Source organism: Cumulibacter manganitolerans (assembly GCF_009602465.1).
Classification (GTDB): Bacteria; Actinomycetota; Actinomycetes; order Mycobacteriales; family Antricoccaceae; genus Cumulibacter; species Cumulibacter manganitolerans.
This window is the reverse complement of sequence record NZ_WBKP01000008.1, coordinates 69767-89802: the sequence shown is the minus strand read 5'-3', so window position 1 is coordinate 89802 and position 20036 is coordinate 69767. Positions and strand designations below refer to the sequence as shown.

Genomic DNA, 20036 nt, shown 5'->3' with positions numbered 1-20036 from the left:
CTCCGGTCATCCAACGGATGCGTTCGCGAGGAACCCGGTGAGAACCCGGGACGGTCGCGCCACTGTGTGCAGGTAGAACCTGTGAGTCAGGAACTCGGTCGCATCTCACCAGCTGTTCGGGACGCGCAATCCCGAGAGAGGTCGTGCATCCTATGCACATCGCCGAGGGGTTCCTGCCGCCGTTGCACGCGGCCGCGTGGACCGTCGTGGCCGCTCCGTTCGTCGTCCACGGGACGCGGGCGATCGCTCGCACCGTGAAGGAGCACCCGGACGCCAAGCTGCTGCTCGGCGCCGCGGGCGCGTTCACGTTCGTGATGTCCGCGATCAAGCTTCCGTCGGTCACCGGCAGCTCGTCGCATCCGACGGGCACGGGCGTGGGGGCCATCGCGTTCCGGCCGCCGGTCATGGCCTCCCTCGGCACCGTCGTGCTGCTGTTCCAGGCGCTGCTCCTCGCGCACGGCGGGCTCACGACGTTGGGGGCGAACGTCTTCTCGATGGCCGTCGTCGGGCCGTGGGCGGGGTACGCGTGCTACCGGATGCTCGCCCGCGCGCCGTTCGCCGTCCGGGTGTTCGTCGGTGTCGCGATCGCCGACCTCGCCACGTATGTCACGACGGCCACCCAGCTGGCGCTGGCCTTCCCGGACCGGCAGAGCGGCTTCCTCGGCGCGTGGGCGGAGTTCATGGGCATCTTCGCAATCACGCAGATACCGCTGGCGGTGGTCGAGGGCCTGATCGCGATCCTGCTGTTCAACGCGCTGCGGTCGTGGGCGCCGCGCGAGCTGCGCGCGCTGGGCATCCCTGTGCCGGCGGAGGCGCCCCGTGCGTAGGTGTGTCGGGAACGTGCTGATCGTCGCCGCGATCGTCGGGCTGTTCGCGCTCGCGCTCGTGCTAGGCGGCCGCGGCGCGAGCGACGGCAAGGCGCGCTTCGCCGGCACCGACTCCTCGGCCACGGCGCAGATCGAGAAGTCGAACCCCGGCTACGAGCGGTGGTTCGCGCCGATCTTCTCGCCCCGTTCGGGCGAGGTCGAGTCGGGTCTGTTCGCGATGCAGGCGGCGCTCGGCGCGGGAGTGCTGGGCTTCGCGCTCGGTGCGCTGTGGCAGCGCGGACGCGCGGCGCGCGCCGGGCGGTCCGACGGCGCCCGTACGACGGACGCCCCGGACGCATGAGCAGGCTGGCACTCGACGACACCGCGTGGAACAGCCGCTGGCGGACCCGGTCGACCGGGGAGAAGGCGCTGCTGAGCCTCGGGCTGCTGGCGCTGGCGGTGACCTCGCCCGATCCGCGCACGTCCCTGCTGGTGCTCGGCGTCGCGATGACCGTCGCGCTGGCGTTCGCGCGTGTCCCGGTGCGCGGCTACCTGCTCGGGCTGCTCGGTCCGGCGTCCTTCGTGCTGCTGGGATCGGTCGTGATCGCCGTGCACCTCGGGACCGTCCCGCGAGACGCCGTGTGGGCATGGGGTCCGTTGTCGGCGACCCACCAGAGCCTGCTGCTGGCGGCCCGGGTGACCGCGCGCAGCCTCGCCGCCTTCGCGGCCCTCCTGCTGCTCGCGTCGACCACGCCGATGACCGACGTGCTGGCCGGCCTGCGCCGCTGCCGGGTGCCGGAGGTGCTCATCGACATCGCCGGGCTCGTCTATCGGATGCTGTTCTCGCTGCTGGGCGCCACGGCCGCGATCATGGAGGCCCAACGGGCGCGCCTGGGCTATTCCACCGGCCGCGCCGCGCGTCGCTCGGTCGGCTCGCTCGGCGGCGCCGTCCTCGTGCAGGCCTGGAACCGGGCACATCGCCTCGAGGCCGGGCTCGCCGGCCGCGGCTATTCCGGCTCGTTGCGCACGCTCGGCGCGGCACGGCCGGTCTCGGCGCCGTTCGTCGGCTGGACCCTCGCGATGCTGCTCGTCCTCGCCGCCGCCTCGATCGCCTCGGCGGTGCTGCGATGAGCGACATCCTGCTGATGGCCGACGCGATCTCGGCCGGCTACCGAGGGTCGCCGGTCGTGCTGCGGGAGGCGTCGTTGCGTATCCGGCGCGGCGTCCGGCTCGTCGTGATGGGGGCCAACGGCTCCGGCAAGACAACGCTGCTGCGCAGCCTGTCCGGCGCGCACCAGCCCGACGCGGGGACGGTGCGCAGCCACGGCGAAGCGCTGCGGTACAAGCAAAGCGCACTCAACCGGCACCGGCAGCGGGTGCAGCTCGTGCTGCAGGATCCCGACGACCAGCTGTTCTCGGCCGACGTACGGGCCGACGTGTCGTTCGGTCCGATGAACCTGGGGCTGCCCGAGGACGAGGTGCGGCAACGCGTGGCGCACGCCATCGAGCTGCTCGACATCACCGACCTCGCCGACCGGGCCGTGCACCAGCTGTCGTACGGGCAGCGCAAGCGGGTAGCGATCGCCGGTGCCATCGCGATGCGGCCTGAGGTGCTGCTGCTGGACGAGCCGAGCGCGGGCCTCGACCCGATGACGGTGCACCAGCTGTACGGCGTGCTGCGCCGGCTCGAGGACGACGGCACCACAGTCGTGCTCGCCACGCACGACGTCGATCTCGCCTGGCGGTGGAGCGACGAGGTGGCGGTGGTGCACGACGGCGCGGTCCGCCAGGGCGATGTCGCCGACGTGCTCTCGGACGACGCCGTCCTGCGCCGCGCCCGCCTGCAGCTGCCGTGGCAGGTCGACCTGCTGCGGCGCCTGGAGGTCCGCCTCGATGCCGCCGACCGTCCCCGCACGCCCGCGGATATCGCGGCCGTCCTCACCGGCGGACGGCTGTCCGCGGGCCACGACCATCTCAGGAGGAACGATGCCGACCGGTGATCCCGGTGCGCGGCCCCGCCGTCCGGCCCGCCGCTACGACTACCTCACCGACGGCGCCGAGATCTATCGGCGCTCGTTCGCGACGATCCGCGAGGAGGCAGACCTCCACGGACTGCCCGAGGGAATGGACGTCGTCGCGACGCGGATCATCCACGCGGCCGGCGATGTGGGGATCGTGGGCGAGATCGCCGCGCATCCGCGGGTGGTGCCGGCCGCGCGGGCGGCGCTGGGCTCCGGCGCGCCGATCCTGACGGACTCGCACATGCTGGCCTCCGGCGTCACGAGGCGGCGGCTGCCCGGGGACAACGAGGTGATCTGCACGCTGCGGGACGCGCGGGTGGCCGCGCTGGCCGCCGAGTGGTCGACGACTCGCGCCGCGGCAGCGGTGTCGCTGTGGGAGCCGCACCTCGAGGGCGCGGTCGTCGCGATCGGCAACGCGCCGACGGCGCTGTTCCATCTGCTGGAGCTGCTGGCCGAGGGCGCGCCGCGCCCGGCGGCCATCGTGGGGATGCCGGTCGGTTTCATCGGGTCGGCCGAGTCCAAGGACGCGCTCGCCGAGCACCGGCTCCCTGGCGGCGACCAGGTTCCGTGGGTCATCGTGCGGGGGCGCCGTGGCGGTTCGGCGATGGCTGCCGGAGCACTCAACGCGCTGGCGACCGCCGACGAGCTCGCATGAGTGAGCGGTATGCCGCCCGGCCGGGGCACCTGTACGGGGTCGGGGTGGGCCCGGGCGATCCGGGGCTGATCACCCTGAAGGCCGCCCGGCTGATCGAGTCGGCCGACGTCATCGCGTACCACCAGGGATCGCCGCGACGGCCGTCGATCGCGCGGACCATCGCGGCCGCGCTGATCCGCCCGGACGTCGTCGAGGAAGCCTTGGTGTACCCGGTCACGACCGGCGCCAGCGAGCATCCCGGTGGCTACTACGGCGCGATGGCGGACTTCTACGACGAGTGCGCGGCGCGGCTCGAGTCGCACCTGTCGGCCGGCCGGTCGGTCGTCGTCCTCGCCGAGGGCGACCCACTGTTCTACGGCTCGTTCATGTACGTGCACGATCTGCTCTCGTCACGCTTCCCCACGGAGATCGTCCCCGGGGTCACGTCGATGAGCGCGGCCTCGGCGGCGGTCGCTCGCGGACTGTGCCGTCACGAGGACACCCTCACCGTGCTGCCCGGCACCCTCGCCGTCCCCGAGCTCGCCCGCCGGCTGGCCGACTGCGACGCGGCCGTGATCATGAAGCTCGGCCGCACCTTCGCCGACGTCCGCGAGGCGGTCCGCCAGGCAGGCGTCCTCGAGCGGGCGTGGTACGTCGAGCGCGCGAGCTCCGAGCGCGAACGCGTGCTGCCACTGGCGGACGTCGACCCGCAGGACGTGCCGTACATGTCGATCATCGTGATCACCGGGGCCGATCGCCGCGCCGACTCGGCGGGGCGGGCGCACGCACAGGCTGCGCTGCGTCCATCCGGCGGGTCCACTCGAGCGGGGACGGTGTACGTGGTCGGGCTCGGCCCCGGTCCCGACCGCTGGCTCACCCCGGACGCCGGCGAGGTGCTCGGGCGGGTCAGCCACGTCGTCGGCTACTCCCCCTACGTGGCAAGGGTTCCACAGCGTGCGGGACTCACCCGGCACGCGAGCGGCAACACGGTCGAGGTAGACCGCGGACGGCTCGCGTTCGACCTGGCCCTGGGCGGCGAGGACGTCGCCGTGGTGTCCGGTGGCGATGCGGGCGTCTTCGGGATGGCCGCAGCGGTATTCGAGGCGGCGGAGGCCGATCCCCGATACGCCGACGTGGACGTGCGCGTCGTGCCCGGGTTGACGGCCGCGCACGCGGCAGCCGCGCTGGCGGGGGCCGTGCTCGGCGCCGACCACGCCCTCATCTCGCTGTCCGACCGGCTCAAGCCGTGGGACGTGGTCGTCGACCGTATCCAGGCGTGCGCCCGCGCGGATCTCGCGATGGCGTTCTACAACCCGCGATCCCGCAGCCGCCCCGATCAGCTCGGACTGGCGAAGGAGGCGCTGCTCGCGGTCCTGCCGCGCGAGCGGGTCGTCGTCCTCGCGCGCAACGTCGGTCGGGACGGCGAGTCGCTCGTCGTCACGACCCTCGGCGAGCTCGACCCGGAGCAGGTCGACATGGCGACCCTCGTGATCGTCGGCGCGTCGAGCACCCGCGTCACGCCGTCCGGCCGGGTATGGACACCGCGTTTCGTCAGCTGAGCTCGGTGGTGCCGGTGATGGGGTTGGTCCAGTGGATGTGGCCGGTCTCGAGCATGTGCGGTTGCCAGTGCAGCTGGTGCTTGGCGCGGTGGTGGCGGCGGCACAGGACGTGCAGGTTCTGCGGGAGGGTCTGGCCGTCGGGTGGCTGGTCGTCGCGGTAGGGCTGGAGGTGGTCGAGGTCGGTGCCGGGGCCGGCGGGCCGGGTGCAGCCGGGGAATCGGCAGGTGCCGTCGCGGGCGGCGATCGCGGTGCGCAGTCGTTCGGAGGGTCGTCGGCGTCCGACGTCGAGCGGTTGTCCGGTGCGCGGGTCGGTGAGGATGCGTTGCAGGTCGGCCCACGGCAGCAGCCGCTCGGCCATGCTCGACGGGACCTCCCCGACCCCGCGCAACCTCACGGCCGTGCATCGGGTGGCTCGCCGGGTGGCTCTGGGCCGGTGCGGGCGTCGGGGTCGGTGAGTGCGTCGAGGGGGACGTCGAGGGTGATGGTGGCCGGCGGCAGGTCCGGGAGGGTGAGATCGAGGCTCGCGGCGAGCGTCTTGATCGCGTCCCACGCGGCGCGGGCCTCGGTGTACTGGTCCTCGTCCTCGATGAGCACGTACTGCCCGTCCTCGTCCCACTCCACGCTCGTGACGGGCGGCCGGTCGGGGTCGTCATTGTGGTTGCTGAAGAGGGCGATGGGTCCGGTGAACAGGGTCAGGAACGCGTCCAGCTTGCGTTGGGGCTCGGTGCGCGGGTCGCCGGGGCGGGCGTGTTCGCGGGCGAGGTCGGTGAGCAGGCGGTCCAGGGCGGTGGCGTAGGCGGCGGGCATCGAGGCGAACAGGGCGCTCATGCCGTCCGGGCCGGTCGGCCCGAAGTCCAGGCGGCGCCCGGCGAACCCGCAGCGGCGGGTGCGGGTGGTGTCGGTGGGGGCGCCGGCGGCGGCGCGGGCGGCGTCGAGCCACCGTCCGAGGTTGGCGGTGCGGGCGCGGTGCGCGCCCGGCCCGGTCGCCGTGCCGGGGGTGAAGGACCGCTCGCACAGCTGCTCGTCGACGGTGGCGAGCTGGTCGGGGTTCAGGTCGGTGCAGGCCCGCGCGATGCGGTAGGTGGCCTGGTACCCGGTGAGGGTGCCGTCCTCGAGGCGGGCGAGGACGCCGGGGAGGTGGCGCACCAGCCGCAGCGCGTCCTCGACCTTGGCGGTGGCGCAGCCGGTCGTGACCTTCAGCGTGGTGGCGACGTCGATGGCGGTGATCTGGGTGCGGCTCAGCACGCTCTCGGTCGTCCCGTCGGGGTGGGTGCGGCGCTGCCCGGGCGCGACGTCGTCGCGGGCGAGCATCTGGTGCGCGTGGGCGTGCGCCTCCACGATCAGCCGCGCCTTCGCCGCCTCCACCGCCGAGGCCAGCGATTCCAGCACGTCCAGGCCCGCGATCGCGGCCGCGTAGCCCGCGCCTGAGCCCGCGTCGAGGGTGTCGGCGAGGTCGAGGGCGCGGGCGATCACGCCGCCCACTACCCGCTGCGCCGGGCTCGGGGCCGCGGCGGCGCGGGCACCCTCGCGGTGCTCGTCGTCCCCGGCGGTGCTCACCCACCCGATCGCTGTCATGCCCGCAATCTACGACCCGGCACCGACCAGAAACCCGGCTCGACCCGGCTGTCCACAAGCCCCGACGCTGTCCACAAGAACACCGATCACTCTTGACGAGACGAGCGCGGCGGGCATCCGAGCGGCGAGTTTCTTCAGATCGCTGCGTCTCGACGTCGCCTCCGCTAGCGCTCCGGCTCGCTCGACGACCGTTCAGAGTGCTCCCCAAGCCGGTCGACGACCGCGGGAAGGTGCCGCGGCGTCCGGATGGGACGTGACCTTGCTCGACGACCGTTGAGAGTGCTCCCCGAGCAGGTCGGCGCCCGCGGCCTCGGCGTCCGCGGCCGCGGCGTCCGGATCGGACGTGACCTTGCTCGACGACCGTTGGGAGTGCTCCCCGAGTCGGTCGACGATCGTGAGGACGACAAGCGGCGCCGCGCTACTGCGCGGCAGTGACGTCGGCGACGGATCGGGCCCCCACGATCGTGATCGCGTTGGATCGCGGTGCCCCACAGCGCCGCTCGCAGCCGACGAGGTGCAGCCGAGGCCCCTCGACCGGCAGCTCGGCGGCGCAGTCCCGCGCTAGGTTCATGGTCTCGCTGCGACCACGGGCACAGTAAGGCGCGCCGGTGCAGGCGGTGATCCGCGACCAGGTCGACCGGTCGGTGGTCACCAGACCGACGCGCGCGAGGTGGTCGGCGTACCCGGCCCCGCCGTCGATCAGCAGCGACCGCCAGGGCGTGACGACGACCCGATCGGTGATCCCGCGCAGCGCGTCGAGGTGAACGCGTTCAAGCAGGCCGAGGGGCACCCCGACGACGAGCTCCCGGCCGTGTGGCCCGGTCCGCAGGACACGTTGCGGCGTCTCGACGTCGGTCGCTGGCGCTCCCTCGCTCGACGACCGTGGAAGGGCTCCCTCGCTCGACGACCGTGGAACGGCTCCCTCGCTCGACGACCGTGGAACGGCTCCCTCGCTCGACGACCGCCGAAGGCCGCCTTCGCTCGAGGACCGTGGAACGCGGCCTTCGCTCGACGACCGTGGAAGGCCGCCTTCCGCGGGCGAGCGGTCCCGGATGCCGGTGAAGAACGGGGATCCGGCGGGCAGGTCGCGGATGTTCCAGGTCCGGTCGTCGGTACGGAGCTGGAGGAATCGCTCTGCGAGGTCGAGCATCGCGTCCGGCGCCTCCGCTCGGCTGCACCGCAGCGTCAGGCCGGCCATGATCAGCAGGCCGTGCTCGGGGTCCCCGGACAGCTCGTCGTTCGGACCGTCGCCGAGTGGGTCCACGAGCGAGCCGGCGTCGACGTACGCGATGTCGTAGCGCTCGTCGAGGCCCAGGCCCGTCCGATCGGTCAGCAGGAACAGGAATCGACCGGGCAGCCCGGCGAGCGACGGCCGCGCGCACAGCCGGCGGTCGAGGTCGCGGGCCAGGGCGCGCAACCGCGGGCTGGTCGGAGCCGCGAGAATGTTCCGCGCCTTCTCGTGCGTGAGGGACGGGAGCAGCCCGGCGTCCGCCATCCGCTCGGCGACGTCCGCGGGGAGCGGATCGGGCAGACCCCGGACCTGCAGGTTGCCGCGCGAGGTGAGCTGCACACGGGGGCTGCCGTAGTCCTCTCCGATCGCGAGCAGTGCCTCGAGCGCGTCGAGCGCGACCTCGCCGCCGGGCACGCGGGCGCGCACGATCAGCCCGTCCTCCGCGCTGAACGGCGCAAGGGCTCCCGGGCACCGGTCCGCTCCGACCCGGGCAACCGTGCTTCCGGAGACGACGTCGATCGACCCGCGCGGGGCCGAGCCGAGCGTCGTCCTCTCGCCAGCTGCGTCCCCCGATCCGCGCAGGGCCGGGCCGTCGGTCGGCCTCTCGTCATCGCCGTCCCGTCGGCCGGGCGCCGGCGAGCGGTCGGCGCGCGTGGGATCCGGAGGCAGGGTCATCCGAGACATGCTACGTCCGGCAAGTACGCTCGAAGCCGGTCGATACGGCGGAACCCGGTGCGAATCCGGGACGGTCCCGCCACTGTGAGCCTCCGCGGCGCGTCATCGCGTGCAGGGGCAAGCCAGGAACGCGGTATCGGCCACGCCACCGGGATCCGGTGGCGTCCCTACGCACTCGGGGCGCGGATACCCCGTGGAGGAGCTGTACCCATGGCGCGAATCGCCCTGCTGTCGACCTCGGACACCGACCTGCTCAGCGCTCGCGCCAGCGGCGCCGACTACGTCTGGGCCAATCCCGCCCGTCCCGGTCACACCGATCTCGCCGAGCAGATCGAGGGCTGCGACATCGTCGTGGCCCGGATCCTGGGCGGCCCGCAGGACCTCTGCTCCGGCTTCCGCCGGATCGCCGCGACCGGCGTACCGATGGTGGTGCTGGGCGGCGAGCAGGCCCCCAACGCCGAGCTGATGGCGATGTCGACCGCACCCAAGGGCGCCGTCTCCGAGGCGCACCGCTATCTGGCCTACGGCGGCGCCACCAACCTCGCGCAGCTGCACCGGTTCCTGTCCGACACCCTGCTGATGACCGGCGACGGCTTCGAGCCGCCGGTGGAGCTGCCGACCTGGGGTGTCCTCGAACGGCCCGCGCGGCCGGACGGTTGTGGTGTGACGACTCCGGGCGACGACGCCCGGAGTCGCAACAACACAACGGGCCGGGAACGGGAGCCGGGGGCTCCTCGCGTCGGCGTGCTGTTCTATCGCGCGCAGTACGCCGCCGAGAACACCGCGTACGTGCACGCGCTCGCGGACGCGATCGACGCCGCAGGCGGCATCGGCGTACCGATCCACGCCACGTCGCTGCGCGACGCCTCCGACGACCTTCTCGAGTACCTTGGCACCCTGGACGCGCTGGTCACCACCGTGCTCGCCGCGGGCGGGACGAAGCCGGCGACCGCATCGGCCGGTCAGGACGACGAGGCGTGGGACGTCGAAGCGCTCGCCAACCTCGACATTCCCATCCTGCAAGGGCTCTGCCTCACGTGGAGCCGTGAGTCCTGGGCCCAGTCGGACGACGGCATGTCACCCCTCGACGTCGCGACGCAGGTCGCCGTACCTGAGTTCGACGGCCGGCTGATCACCGTCGCCTTCTCGTTCAAGGAGACCGACTCCGACGGACTTCCCCACTACGTAGCCGATCCGGAGCGGTGCACCCGGGTCGCGCAGATCGCCGTCAACCACGCGCGCCTACGGCACATCCCGCCGGCCGAGCGCAAGATCGCCGTGGTGCTGTCGGCGTACCCGACCAAGCACTCGCGGATCGGGAACGCGGTAGGCCTGGACACCCCCGTGTCCACGGTGCGGCTGCTGCGCGCCATGCGCGAGGCCGGCTACGACCTGGGCGACGCGTGCGCGTTCCCGGGCGTCGACCCGCTGCCCGCCGTCGACGGCGAGGCGCCGGACACCACGGCCGGCAATGCGCTGGTGCACGCCCTGATCGCCGCCGGCGGGCAGGACCCCGAGTGGCTCACCCAGGCGCAGATCACCGAGCACCAGGTCCGGGTCCCGGCGGCAACGTACCGCTCATGGTTCGCCGCGCTGCCGGACGACCTGCGCGAGTCGATGACCAAGGCGTGGGGCGAGGCACCGGGTGAGCTGTTCGTCGATCGCAGTGGCGATCCGGACGGCGAGATCGTCTCGGCGGCCATCGTCTCCGGCAACGTCGTCCTGCTCGTGCAGCCCCCTCGCGGGTTCGGCGAGAACCCGATCGCGATCTACCACGATCCCGACCTGGCGCCGACCCACCACTACGTGGCGACGTACCAGTGGATCGAGAAGGAGTTCGGCGCGCACGCCGTCGTCCACATGGGCAAGCACGGCAACCTCGAATGGATGCCGGGCAAGAACCTCGCGCTGTCGGCCGGCTGCGGCCCCGACGCCGCCCTCGGCAGCCTGCCGCTGATCTATCCGTTCCTCGTCAACGATCCGGGTGAGGGTACGCAGGCCAAGCGGCGCGCGCACGCCACGATCATCGACCACCTGGTGCCACCGATGGCCCGCGCCGACTCGTACGGCGACATCGCGCGGCTCGAGCAGCTGCTCGACGAGTACGGCAACGTGAGCGTCATGGACCCCGCCAAGGCGCCCGCGCTGCGCGGCGAGATCTGGACGCTCATCCAGGCGGCGAAGCTGCACCACGACCTCGGCCTCGACGACCGTCCGGACGACGACGAGTTCGACGAGTTCGTCATGCACGTCGACGGGTGGCTGTGCGAGATCAAGGACGTGCAGATCCGCGACGGCCTGCACGTCCTCGGCCAGCCGCCCGAGGGCGAGGGCATGGTCAACCTGGTGCTCGCGATCCTGCGGGCGAGCCAGATGTTCGGTGGGTCCACCGGTCACGTGGCCGGGCTGCGCACCGCGCTCGGGCTCGTCGAGAACGCCTCCACCAAGGCCGAGACCGACCGCGCCGAGGAGCTCGCCCGTGGGCTCGTGGTCGCGATGAGCGACGCCGGGTGGGACGCCGACCACGCCGAGGACGTCGTCCGCGCGGTCCTCGGCGAGCCGAACGAGCAGGCGGCGTCCGCGCTGCGGTTCGCCTGCACCGAGGTGGTCCGGCGGCTGCGCCGCACCGATCGGGAGATCGACATGGTGCTGCACGCCCTGGACGGCGGCTACATCCCGGCCGGTCCCTCCGGCTCGCCGCTGCGCGGGCTGGTCAACGTGCTGCCGACCGGACGCAACTTCTACTCCGTCGATCCCAAGGCCATCCCGTCCCGGCTCGCCTACCAGACCGGGCTGGCGATGGCCGACTCGCTGCTCGATCGCTACCGCGAGGAGACCGGTGCGCTGCCGACCTCCGTCGGGCTGTCGGCGTGGGGCACCTCGGCGATGCGGACGTCCGGCGACGACATCGGTGAGGTGCTGGCGCTGATGGGCGTCGTCCCGGTCTGGGACGAACAGTCCCGCCGGGTGGTGGGCCTCGACGTCCTGCCGCTCGAGGAGCTCGGGAGGCCCCGCATCGACGTCACGGTGCGGATCTCGGGCTTTTTCCGCGACGCCTTCCCGCACGTCATCACGCTGCTGGACGACGCCGTCCGGCTGGTCAGCGAGCTCGACGAGCCCGACGACATGAACTACGTGCGCATGCACGCGCGCCGCGACCTGGCCGAGCACGGCGACGCGCGGCGCGCCCGCACCCGGATCTTCGGCTCCAAGCCCGGCACGTACGGCGCGGGGATCCTGCAGGCGGTCGAGTCCGGCAACTGGCGCGACGACACCGACCTCGCAGAGGTCTACACCCAGTGGGGCGGGTACGCCTACGGCCGCGACCTCGACGGGAAGCCCGCGCGGGAGGACATGCAGCGCAACTACGCGCGCATCCAGGTCGCGACCAAGAACGTCGACAACCGCGAGTCCGACATCCTCGACTCCGACGACTACTTCCAGTACCACGGCGGCATGGTGACGACCGTGCGCGCGCTGACCGGCAACGAGCCCAAGGCGTACGTCGGTGACTCGACGACGCCGGAGGCGGTCAAGACCCGCACGCTCGCCGAGGAGACCAACCGCATCTTCCGGGCGCGGGTGGTCAACCCTCGGTGGATCTCGGCGATGCAGCGGCACGGCTACAAGGGCGCGTTCGAGCTCGCGGCGACCGTCGACTACCTGTTCGGGTTCGACGCGACGGCCGGCGTCATCCCCGACTGGATGTACGAAAAGCTCGCCCAGGAGTACGTGCTGGACAAGACGAACCAGGACTTCATGCGGGCGGCGAACCCGTGGGCGCTGCGCGGCATCGTCGAGAAGCTGTCCGAGGCGGTCGATCGCGGTCTGTGGGAGCAGCCCGACCCCCAGCTGATCGCCGACCTGCAAGAGGTCTACCTCTCGGTCGAAGGCGACCTCGAGGACTAACGGAGTGGTTCTGCGGGAGAAGGAGAAGATCATGGACGACGTACGACGCGCGGCACGGGTCGCCGCGCAGGAGCGGTTCGACGCGCTCGCCAAGCCGCTCGGAGCCCTGGGCCGGCTCGAGGACGTCGGTGTGTTCCTCGCCGGTGCGCAGGGCAGCTGCCCGCCCGAGCCTCTGGACAACGTCCGGGCCGTGGTGCTCGCCGGCGACCACGGCGTCACCGCGTCGGGGGTCGCGGCGTACCCGCCTGCCGTGACGCTCGCGATGGTGAACGAGATCGCGGCCGGGCGCGCCGGGGTCTCCGTGCTCGCCCGCCAGCACGACGTCGCGCTGCGGGTGCTCGACATCAGCGTGGACGCCGAGGCCGGGAGCTTCGCCGACGGGGTCGATGCGCACAAGCTCGGGCGGGGCTGCCCGCCGATCGACACCGCCGACGCCCTGACCGGTGCGCAGCTGGACGCGGCGCTGGAGACCGGCCGACGGATCGTCGCGGAAGAGGCCGCCGAGGGCGCGCAGCTGCTCATCGTGGGCGACCTCGGAATCGGCAACACCACGCCGAGCGCCGCCCTCGTGGGCGCCGAGCTCGGTCTCCCGGCCACCGAGGTGACCGGGCGCGGCGCGGGGCTGGACGACGGCGCGTACGAGGCGAAGACGGCCGTCGTGCAGCGGATCATCGACCGCGCGGCCGACGCGGGCAACGCGCGCGAGCGGCTCCGCCGGATCGGGTCGCCCGACATCGCCGTCGGCGTGGGCATCATGATCGCGGCCGCCGACACCGGCGTCCCGGTGCTGCTGGACGGCAACATCGCGACCACCGAGGCGCTGTACGCCGAGGCGATCGCGCCGGGCACCGTCGAGTGGCTGATCGCCGGGCATCGCTCGACCGAGCCGGCGCTCACCCTCGCGCTGAAGGCGCTCGGCCTTGAGCCGCTCGTCGACCTGGGCATGCGGCTGGGTGAGGGCAGCGGCGCGGTGGCCGCCCTGCCGCTCGTCCGGTCGAGCGTGCTGATGCTGCGCGAGATGGCGTTGCTGGCCGACGTCCTAGGCTGACGGCATGCCCCACGCCGGTTCCGTCGCCGCCGGGCTGCGGCTGGCCGTCGGCACGCTGACGGTCGTGCCGGTCGGCGAGATCCGCCCGCTGCCCGCTGGGGCGGGACGCGTGGCGATGCTGCTGGCACCGGTGGGCGCGCTGCCCGTCGGCGTGGCCGCCGCCGCGGTCCTGTGGCTGGCCACGCTGATCGGCGTTCCGCCGCTGGTCGGCGCCGCACTGTGCGTCGCGGCCGTCGCGGCGTCCACCCGGGCGATGCACCTCGACGGGCTCGCCGACACCGTCGACGGCTTCGGCGGCGGCTGGACGAGGGAGCGTGCGCTGGAGATCATGCGCAGCGGCGATGTGGGTCCGATGGGAGTCGCCGCCATGGTGCTCTCGCTGCTGGTGCAGGCGGGATCCGTCGCCGCTCTCGCGACCGTCCCGTGGGCGCCGTTGCTGGTCGGGGTGGCGGTCTGCGTGTCGCGGTACGCCGCGACCGTGCTGTGCCTGCGCTCGGTACCGGCCGCGCGCGGCTCGGGCCTGGGCGCGGTCGTCGCCGCGAGCGTGCCGCTTCCCGCGGCGCTGGCCGGCGGGGTCGTCTGGGGAGGCGTGCTGTCGGCCGCGGCCGCGGCCGCAGGGCTGCCCTGGTGGTGGGGCGCTGCCGGCGTGCTGGCGATGATCGCGGCGACCGGATGCCTCGTCGCCATGGCGCGGCGGCAGATCGGCGGCATCACCGGCGACGTCCTCGGCGCCGGCATCGAGATCGCGCTGTCCGTCGCCCTCGTCGTCCTCACCGTGGCGGCATAGCTCCGGCGCTGCCGTAGTACGTTTGAGCGCATGGCCAAACCCTGGGACGACCTCCCCCTCGTCGAGGACCGGCAGACCCTCGAGACCTACGGCGTCCCGGATCCCGCGGTGCGCGACAAGGTGCTCGATCGGCTCGACGGCGTGCACGTGGCGTTCATCGGCGCGTCGCCGCTCGTGATCGTGTCGACCTCGACGTCCGACGGACGCTGCGACAGCTCGCCCAAGGGCGACCCGCCGGGGTTCGTCAAGGTGCTGGACCCCACGACCCTCGTCGTCCCCGAGCGTGGCGGCAACAACCGCATGGATGGCTTCCACAACATCCTGGAGAACCCGTACGCCGGGTTGCTGTTCGTCATACCGGGCCGGCCCGACACCCTACGGGTGAACGGTGAGGTGCGCATCGTCACCAACGGCGACTTCTTCGATGATCTGGAGATTCGCGGTCACCGTCCTCCGCTCGCGCTGATGATGCGTGTCGAAGAAGTGTTCTTCCACTGCCCGAAGGCATTCATGAGGTCGAAGACATGGAAGCCGCAGACGTGGGACCCGGACGCGGTCCCGTCGTATGCCGAGCTGGCGAAGCTGCTGTGGCGCCGCGGCGACGATCCGACCGAGGTCGATGCGTACTATTCGGCGGAGCACTACGAGAAGCTGCTCTACTCGGGCGGGACGAGGGCGTAGACGTCCATCACCCAACCGAGGTCGTCGCGCACCCGGCGGCGTACCCGTGTGATCTCGTCGATGACGTCGCCGAGGCGGCCGGCGACGAGCGCCTGCTGCGGCATCCCCACGCAGGCGCCCCAGTAGATCTGCAGATCGGGATGCTCGGCCACCAGCTCGCGGCAGCGCAGATGGCCGTCCAGCATGACCACCACGGTCCCGAGGTCGCGCCGCCACTGCTCGATCAGCGCCCGACCGGTGGTGATGTGCACCGGGCCGCCGATCGCGTTCAGCGGTATCCGATGCTCGGCCGCCAGAACCTGGATCGCCGAGATGCCGGCGATGACGCGCATCTCGACGTCGATGCGCTCGGCGATCCGGTCGACCATCCGGATCGTGCTGTCGTAGAACGCCGGGTCACCCCAGACGAGGAACCCGACGGTCGCGCCGGGCGGCAGCGCCTTGATCACGTCGACGTACGCCGACACCCGCGCCGCGTGCCAGGCGGCGACGCCCTCGCGGTACTGCCTCGCATCGCGCTCCGAGTCCGGGCCGCGCTCGGGATCGGCGATCGTCCGCAGCTGCCACCGGTCGTTCTCGATGAGCTCGGCGCACAGCGCCCGCCGCAGGTCCAGCAGCTCGGACTTGCGCTCGCCCTTGTCGGGCACCAGGAACACGTCGACCTCGTTCATCGCCTCGACGGCCTCGCCGGTCACGTGCCGGGGTGCGCCGAGCCCGACGCCGATGATGCGGATCTTGCGCGTCATCCGGATTCCTTCGCCAGCCGCAGCAGGAGCTCGAGATCGACGTGCCGGCTCACCTCGTCCGCGAGCGTGTCCAGCATCCGCTCACGTCGGACGGTGAACGGCTCGGCGTCGGCGGACGGCGTCCACGGCGACCCGCTCGCGGCGGCCACCTCCTGCAACCATGCGCGGCGGAACCCGTCGCACTCGAGGATCCCGTGCCAGATGGTGCCGTACGTCGAGCCGCGGGCGGCGCCGCCGGGGAACGAGCCGTCGTCGTCGACGACGCCGTGGTGGATCTCGTACCCCTCGACCTGCTCGTCGCGCCAGGTGCCCGAAGGACGACCGAGCGTCTTGTCTGCCGAGAACGTCACCGATCCCGGCAGCACGCCGAGCGCCGGGACGACGCCCACGCGGCTCTCGTGGGTGTCGTCGATCGTCTCGACCATCATCTGGTAGCCGCCGCAGATGCCCAGCACCGGCTGGCCAACGGCTGCGCGGTTGCGTACGACGTCCGCGATTCCCTTGTCACGCAGCCATTGCAGGTCACTGACCGTCGCCCTCGACCCCGGGATGACCAGCAGATCGGCCTCCGCGCACACCTCCGGGTCGACGGTCACGACGACGCGCACACCGGGTTCGGCGGCGAGCGCGTCGACGTCGGTGGCGTTCGAGGTGCGCGGTAGACGTACCACCGCGACCCGCAGCGCGCCGTCCTCCTGGATGCGTCCCCACCGCCCGGTCGACAGCGCATCCTCGGAGTCGATCCACACCTCGTCGAGCCACGGAACGACTCCGGCACAGGGGATCGAGGTACGTCGAGCGATCTCGTCGAGGCCCGGGCGCAGGACCGACTCGTCGCCCCGGAACTTGTTGATCACGAACGCCGACAGCAGCCGGCGGTCGTCCTCGTCGAGCAGCGCCCAGGTGCCATAGAGGGCCGCGAGCACGCCGCCGCGGTCGATGTCGCCGACCAGGACCACCGGCAGGCCGAACCGTCGCGCGAGACCCATGTTGACGTAGTCCCCGGCGCGCAAGTTGATCTCTGCGGGTGATCCGGCACCTTCGGCCACGACCAGGTCATGGCTCGAGCGCAGCTCCGCGTAGGCCTCGAACGCCGCGTCGGCCAGGTGCGTCCGGCCGGTCGCGTACTCGCCGGCACGGAGCTCGCCGGCCGGCTGCCCGCGCAGGACGACGAACGCGCGCCGATCCGAGCCCGGCTTGAGCAGCACCGGGTTGTGGACGCTCGCGGGCTGCACGCCGGCCGCCTGCGCCTGCAGGTACTGAGCGCGTCCGATCTCGGACCCGTCGCGACAGACCATCGAGTTGTTCGACATGTTCTGCGCCTTGAACGGGGCGACGGACAGCCCCGAGCGCGCGAACGCCCGGCAGAGCGCCGCAGTGATCAGCGACTTGCCGGCGTCCGAGCTCGTCCCCGCGATCAACAGCCCTGCCACGCCGAAGGAGTCTACGCGGGCGGTTACCGTGGACCGCGTGCACGACGTCGACATCCACCTCGTCCGCCACGGGCAGTCGACCTGGAACGTCGAGCGACGCCTCCAGGGGCAGACCGCCCACCCGCCGCTCACCGAGGCCGGCCGCGCGGACGCCGCCCGTGCGGCAGCGACGCTCGACGCCCTGGTCGGCGGAGCGGCGGCGCAGCTGGTCACCAGCGACCTGCTGCGCGCTCGCCAAACGGCGGAGGTCATCGCCGCCCGGCTCGGCATCACCGCGGTGCCCGACGCGGGCCTGCGCGAGCAGCACCTCGGATCCCTCCAGGGGCGGCTGACCAGTGAGCTCGTCGCCGAGCCGGTCCCCGACCATCTGCACATCAGCGAGATCCGCCACGGCGGCGGCGAGTCCCTCGCCGACGTCCATCACCGGCTCAGCGGGCTGCTCGAGCGATTGCTGCCGCACGCGCCGGGGCACCTCATCCTGGTGACGCACGGCGACACGCTGCGCGTGGCGCGCGCCGTCCTCGCCGGCTGCAGCCACCGCGAGGTGGAGTGGGACGTGGTGCCCAACGGGGCGGTGATCACCGTGCGCGCAGCGGTCTCTCCGGTGACCGGCATCTCCTCGGCCGGTGGCGGTATCGGCCTAAAATCGGAGTGAAGCCACCAGCCGTCAGCCCGGGGGACCCGATGAACGCCACCAGGAAGCAGGAGTCGTTCCGCAATGCCTCGGCGGTGGGCCGTGACGGGTACGTCCGCGTGCGACCCACCTGGAAGACGACCCAGATCCACCTGATGGACGCCGGTGGCTTCGGTCGTTACGTGGGCTGGCTGCTGGGTGCGATGGTGACCGCGCTGCTGCTCGTGATCACCGACGACAGCCTGCCGTTCTGGAAGCTCGTGGTCGGCATCGCCCTCGGCTCGACCGTGGGTGCGATCGTCGGGCACACCCTGGCCAAGCTCGTCTGGAGCCGATTCAAGCGGCAGATCGACGCGGTGCATCCCCGCCGCGTGCGGGCCGCCGAGGCGCAGCCCGGGTCCTGGATGATGACCCTCAACGACGGCACCAACCGTGCGATCCGCATCGAGTCGCCGGCCGAGCCGGTCGCCGATCCGGAGGCGGCCATCCACGAGCGGCCGGTGCCGCACGTGCGGTTCATGACGTCCACCGGCCGGTGGGTGACCGTGCCGCAGGAGCAGGAGATCACGATCGTCGACCTGGCCGAGACCGTCGAGCTGCCCGCGCACCCCATCGGCTCGTAGGCGGACGAGCGCCGCTAGGAGACGGCGTCCTTCGCGCTCAGCAGCGCGATCTTCGCCTCGCGACGCGCGGCACGCGCGGCGTGCTTCGCCTCGCGCCTGGCCGCCTTCGCAGAGTGCCCCGCGCCCCGCTTCGCCATCCGGGCGCGGTACAGCAGTCCCGGCTTGCCCTCCGTGTCGACGATCGTCAGGATCAGGCCGCCGAGCAGCCCGAGGTTGTTGAAGAAGCCGTTGCGGTGCACGGCCTTCTCCTTCTCGTCCGGCATCTCCCAGAAGGAGTGCGCGGCGAGGGTGGTCGGCACCAGGGACGCGGCCAGCGCGGCGGCCGACGGCTTGCGCAGGACTCCGGTGGCCAGGCCCGCTCCCGCGGTGATCATCAGCGCGCCGTTGGCCTTCACGAGCAGCTCGGGGTCGTTCGGCAGCCCGGCCGGCTCGGCGATCCTGGAGATGAACGGGCGCGCGAGCGCCCCCAGCTCGGCGGGCTTCGTCAGCTGGTTGATGCCGCCCATGACGAACGGCGCAGCGAGCATCGGTCGGGCGAGGGCGCGAACGAGTCCCATGACTCCTCCTAGATCGGCGACAGGACGGCGGAGTGCCGACCTGCGTCGAACGTATCCCAGCCGCCCGCGCCTCGCTCGTCGCGCGAGCGGACCGCGGCACAGGCAGCCGGCGCTACACGTCGTCCGTGAAGGTCGAGTCCGTGCGCGCGCGGGAGGCGTCGCCTGGCTTCCTCGGCGGTCGCCGGCGGTGGGCCGGCCGACGTCCGGCCAGTGCGAAGAACAGTCCCAGGACCAGCAGCGCCGCGCCGATCCACAACAGCACGGGGACGTCGATCCCCATGCTGCGGATGTCGAGCGCGAGCGGCGGCACTGCGGCCCCCTCCGTATGAATCGTGTGAAGATTGCGTTCAGCGTACCGACAGGCGGGCGTCCCGCGGAAGGTGCGGAATGCGCACAGCCTCGGAAAGGCGACGAGGCGGCCCCCGTGCACGCAGGGGACCGCCTCATCCTTGGCGGTGGCGGTGGGATTTGAACCCACGGAGGGGTTGCCTCACACGATTTCGAGTCGTGCTCCTTCGGCCGCTCGGACACGCCACCGCGCACCAGGGTACGGCATCGGGTGCGCCGGTCACGCACGACCCCGACCGGCGGCAGCGCCTAGCCCGGGTCGCCGCGGCGGACCGCGAAGAAGTCGACCAGGAGGCCGGCGGCAGCGGCGGCCACGTCGGGCGAGAGGTCCCACGGGCCGCGCACCTCGGGTCGGTGGTTGAGCCGGGGGTCGCGCACGACGTCCCACAGCGACACGACGGCACCGGTCTTCGGCTCGAGGGCGCCGAACACGATCCGGTCCACCCGAGCCAGCACCGCCGCCCCCGCGCACATCGTGCACGGCTCGATAGTGACGACCAGGGTGTGACCGGTCAGCCGCCAGGCACCGGCCGCCCGAGCGGCCCCCCGCAGGGCGGTGAGCTCCGCGTGCCCGGTGGGGTCCTGATCGCGTTCCCGGGTGTTGTGCCCGACGCCCGCGACGGCGCCGTCCGGCCCGAGGACGACGGCGCCGATCGGCACGTCGTCGTGCGCCGGCGCCGACCGCGCCTCGTCGATCGCGAGCCGCATCGGGGCGTCGTACGGCGTGGGCATGCGACCAGCCTACGGTCGGACGGCCGCTGGATAGGCT

General features: G+C 72.5%; 20 protein-coding genes, 1 tRNA gene and 2 riboswitches. Of the genes, 12 read left to right on the top strand and 9 right to left on the bottom strand.

All coding sequences use genetic code 11. The annotated features are described in order from the left end of the window. Positions 1 to 4: 4 nt before the first annotated feature. Positions 5 to 145, top strand: a riboswitch (adenosylcobalamin (AdoCbl) riboswitch). 7 nt (positions 146 to 152) lie between these two features. Genes F8A92_RS05040 through F8A92_RS05015 form a run of 6 tightly spaced genes read left to right on the top strand, consistent with a single transcriptional unit; the run spans position 153 to position 5020 of the window. Further along, positions 153 to 827, top strand: coding sequence for an energy-coupling factor ABC transporter permease (locus F8A92_RS05040; RefSeq protein WP_153503939.1), 675 nt, complete (start codon positions 153 to 155; stop codon positions 825 to 827). Beyond that, positions 820 to 1167 carry an energy-coupling factor ABC transporter substrate-binding protein gene (locus F8A92_RS05035; protein ID WP_153503938.1) on the top strand — a complete coding sequence of 116 codons (348 nt, stop codon included), beginning with the start codon at positions 820 to 822 and terminating at the stop codon, positions 1165 to 1167. The genes F8A92_RS05040 and F8A92_RS05035 overlap by 8 nt, the downstream gene beginning before the upstream one ends. Further along, on the top strand, positions 1164 to 1937 hold the full coding sequence (gene cbiQ / locus F8A92_RS05030) for a cobalt ECF transporter T component CbiQ (protein ID WP_153503936.1): 774 nt from the start codon (positions 1164 to 1166) through the stop codon (positions 1935 to 1937). The genes F8A92_RS05035 and cbiQ overlap by 4 nt, the downstream gene beginning before the upstream one ends. Beyond that, on the top strand, positions 1934 to 2806 hold the full coding sequence (locus tag F8A92_RS05025) for an energy-coupling factor ABC transporter ATP-binding protein (protein ID WP_153503934.1): 873 nt from the start codon (positions 1934 to 1936) through the stop codon (positions 2804 to 2806). Before cbiQ ends, F8A92_RS05025 begins: the two co-directional genes overlap by 4 nt. Continuing rightward, the gene (locus F8A92_RS05020) at positions 2793 to 3482 is read left to right on the top strand and encodes a precorrin-8X methylmutase (protein WP_153503932.1); all 690 of its coding nucleotides are present in this window, start codon (positions 2793 to 2795) and stop codon (positions 3480 to 3482) included. Before F8A92_RS05025 ends, F8A92_RS05020 begins: the two co-directional genes overlap by 14 nt. Next, positions 3479 to 5020 carry a precorrin-2 C(20)-methyltransferase gene (locus F8A92_RS05015; RefSeq protein WP_153503930.1) on the top strand — a complete coding sequence of 514 codons (1542 nt, stop codon included), beginning with the start codon at positions 3479 to 3481 and terminating at the stop codon, positions 5018 to 5020. The genes F8A92_RS05020 and F8A92_RS05015 overlap by 4 nt, the downstream gene beginning before the upstream one ends. Here F8A92_RS05015 and F8A92_RS05010 read toward each other — a convergent pair. The 3 genes from F8A92_RS05010 to F8A92_RS05000 form a co-directional block, all read right to left on the bottom strand. Beyond that, positions 5013 to 5378: an HNH endonuclease signature motif containing protein gene (locus tag F8A92_RS05010; protein ID WP_153503928.1), complete on the bottom strand. Its 366-nt coding sequence runs from the start codon at positions 5376 to 5378 to the stop codon at positions 5013 to 5015. The two genes, F8A92_RS05015 and F8A92_RS05010, sit on opposite strands and share 8 nt — an antisense overlap. Before the next feature lie 32 nt (positions 5379 to 5410). Further along, complete coding sequence (locus F8A92_RS05005; RefSeq protein WP_153503926.1) at positions 5411 to 6595, bottom strand: DUF222 domain-containing protein; 1185 nt, start codon at positions 6593 to 6595, stop codon at positions 5411 to 5413. Between the two features lie 418 nt (positions 6596 to 7013). Further along, complete coding sequence (locus F8A92_RS05000) at positions 7014 to 8501, bottom strand: cobalamin biosynthesis protein CobG (RefSeq protein ID WP_153503924.1); 1488 nt, start codon at positions 8499 to 8501, stop codon at positions 7014 to 7016. Between the two features lie 49 nt (positions 8502 to 8550). Further along, a riboswitch (cobalamin riboswitch) is annotated at positions 8551 to 8631 on the top strand. Between the two features lie 80 nt (positions 8632 to 8711). Here F8A92_RS05000 and cobN point away from each other — a divergent pair. From cobN to F8A92_RS04980, 4 genes are read left to right on the top strand one after another with little or no spacing between them, the layout of a single operon-like run. Continuing rightward, positions 8712 to 12410 (top strand): cobaltochelatase subunit CobN, encoded by a 3699-nt coding sequence (gene cobN / locus F8A92_RS04995; RefSeq protein WP_153503922.1) that lies wholly within the window; start codon positions 8712 to 8714, stop codon positions 12408 to 12410. A 31-nt stretch (positions 12411 to 12441) separates the two neighbouring features. Next, the gene (cobT, locus tag F8A92_RS04990) at positions 12442 to 13458 is read left to right on the top strand and encodes a nicotinate-nucleotide--dimethylbenzimidazole phosphoribosyltransferase (RefSeq protein ID WP_153503920.1); all 1017 of its coding nucleotides are present in this window, start codon (positions 12442 to 12444) and stop codon (positions 13456 to 13458) included. A 4-nt stretch (positions 13459 to 13462) separates the two neighbouring features. Beyond that, positions 13463 to 14245: an adenosylcobinamide-GDP ribazoletransferase gene (locus tag F8A92_RS04985; RefSeq protein ID WP_153503918.1), complete on the top strand. Its 783-nt coding sequence runs from the start codon at positions 13463 to 13465 to the stop codon at positions 14243 to 14245. Positions 14246 to 14275: 30 nt separating this feature from the next. Next, positions 14276 to 14926: an MSMEG_1061 family FMN-dependent PPOX-type flavoprotein gene (locus F8A92_RS04980; RefSeq protein ID WP_153503916.1), complete on the top strand. Its 651-nt coding sequence runs from the start codon at positions 14276 to 14278 to the stop codon at positions 14924 to 14926. Here F8A92_RS04980 and cobF read toward each other — a convergent pair. Beyond that, positions 14902 to 15672: a precorrin-6A synthase (deacetylating) gene (gene cobF, locus F8A92_RS04975; RefSeq protein ID WP_153503914.1), complete on the bottom strand. Its 771-nt coding sequence runs from the start codon at positions 15670 to 15672 to the stop codon at positions 14902 to 14904. The two genes, F8A92_RS04980 and cobF, sit on opposite strands and share 25 nt — an antisense overlap. Further along, a complete protein-coding gene (locus tag F8A92_RS04970; protein WP_153503912.1) occupies positions 15669 to 17105 on the bottom strand; it encodes a cobyric acid synthase in 1437 nt (478 codons plus the stop codon). The genes cobF and F8A92_RS04970 overlap by 4 nt, the downstream gene beginning before the upstream one ends. 37 nt (positions 17106 to 17142) lie before the next feature. Here F8A92_RS04970 and F8A92_RS04965 point away from each other — a divergent pair, with 37 nt between their 5' ends. Both F8A92_RS04965 and F8A92_RS04960 read left to right on the top strand, forming a co-directional pair. Then, a complete protein-coding gene (locus F8A92_RS04965) occupies positions 17143 to 17760 on the top strand; it encodes a histidine phosphatase family protein (protein WP_153503910.1) in 618 nt (205 codons plus the stop codon). Next, entirely contained in the window at positions 17757 to 18362 is a 606-nt protein-coding gene (locus F8A92_RS04960; protein WP_153503908.1) for a hypothetical protein, read from the top strand. Before F8A92_RS04965 ends, F8A92_RS04960 begins: the two co-directional genes overlap by 4 nt. 14 nt (positions 18363 to 18376) lie before the next feature. On the opposite strand, the gene F8A92_RS04955 is transcribed toward F8A92_RS04960, so the two are convergent. From F8A92_RS04955 to F8A92_RS04940, 4 genes are all read right to left on the bottom strand, one after another. Further along, a complete protein-coding gene (locus F8A92_RS04955) occupies positions 18377 to 18919 on the bottom strand; it encodes a DoxX family membrane protein (RefSeq protein WP_153503906.1) in 543 nt (180 codons plus the stop codon). Between the two features lie 112 nt (positions 18920 to 19031). After that, on the bottom strand, positions 19032 to 19229 hold the full coding sequence (locus F8A92_RS04950) for a hypothetical protein (RefSeq protein WP_153503904.1): 198 nt from the start codon (positions 19227 to 19229) through the stop codon (positions 19032 to 19034). Positions 19230 to 19369: 140 nt separating this feature from the next. Further along, a tRNA-Ser gene (locus tag F8A92_RS04945) sits at positions 19370 to 19456 on the bottom strand. A gap of 60 nt (positions 19457 to 19516) precedes the next feature. Further along, entirely contained in the window at positions 19517 to 19999 is a 483-nt protein-coding gene (locus F8A92_RS04940) for a nucleoside deaminase (protein ID WP_228389216.1), read from the bottom strand. Between the last annotated feature and the right edge of the window lie 37 nt (positions 20000 to 20036).

Excerpts from the sequence above, each read along its gene's own strand:
- F8A92_RS05040 (WP_153503939.1), top strand. The coding sequence starts at position 153 with ATGCACATCGCCGAGGGGTTCCTGCCGCCGTTGCACGCGGCCGCGTGG.
- cbiQ (WP_153503936.1), top strand. The coding sequence starts at position 1,164 with ATGAGCAGGCTGGCACTCGACGACACCGCGTGGAACAGCCGCTGGCGG.
- F8A92_RS05025 (WP_153503934.1), top strand. The coding sequence starts at position 1,934 with ATGAGCGACATCCTGCTGATGGCCGACGCGATCTCGGCCGGCTACCGA.
- F8A92_RS05020 (WP_153503932.1), top strand. The coding sequence starts at position 2,793 with ATGCCGACCGGTGATCCCGGTGCGCGGCCCCGCCGTCCGGCCCGCCGC.
- F8A92_RS05015 (WP_153503930.1), top strand. The coding sequence starts at position 3,479 with ATGAGTGAGCGGTATGCCGCCCGGCCGGGGCACCTGTACGGGGTCGGG.
- F8A92_RS05010 (WP_153503928.1), bottom strand. The coding sequence starts at position 5,378 with ATGGCCGAGCGGCTGCTGCCGTGGGCCGACCTGCAACGCATCCTCACC.
- F8A92_RS05005 (WP_153503926.1), bottom strand. The coding sequence starts at position 6,595 with ATGACAGCGATCGGGTGGGTGAGCACCGCCGGGGACGACGAGCACCGC.
- F8A92_RS05000 (WP_153503924.1), bottom strand. The coding sequence starts at position 8,501 with ATGACCCTGCCTCCGGATCCCACGCGCGCCGACCGCTCGCCGGCGCCC.
- cobN (WP_153503922.1), top strand. The coding sequence starts at position 8,712 with ATGGCGCGAATCGCCCTGCTGTCGACCTCGGACACCGACCTGCTCAGC.
- cobT (WP_153503920.1), top strand. The coding sequence starts at position 12,442 with ATGGACGACGTACGACGCGCGGCACGGGTCGCCGCGCAGGAGCGGTTC.
- F8A92_RS04985 (WP_153503918.1), top strand. The coding sequence starts at position 13,463 with ATGCCCCACGCCGGTTCCGTCGCCGCCGGGCTGCGGCTGGCCGTCGGC.
- F8A92_RS04980 (WP_153503916.1), top strand. The coding sequence starts at position 14,276 with ATGGCCAAACCCTGGGACGACCTCCCCCTCGTCGAGGACCGGCAGACC.
- cobF (WP_153503914.1), bottom strand. The coding sequence starts at position 15,672 with ATGACGCGCAAGATCCGCATCATCGGCGTCGGGCTCGGCGCACCCCGG.
- F8A92_RS04955 (WP_153503906.1), bottom strand. The coding sequence starts at position 18,919 with ATGGGACTCGTTCGCGCCCTCGCCCGACCGATGCTCGCTGCGCCGTTC.
- F8A92_RS04940 (WP_228389216.1), bottom strand. The coding sequence starts at position 19,999 with ATGCCCACGCCGTACGACGCCCCGATGCGGCTCGCGATCGACGAGGCG.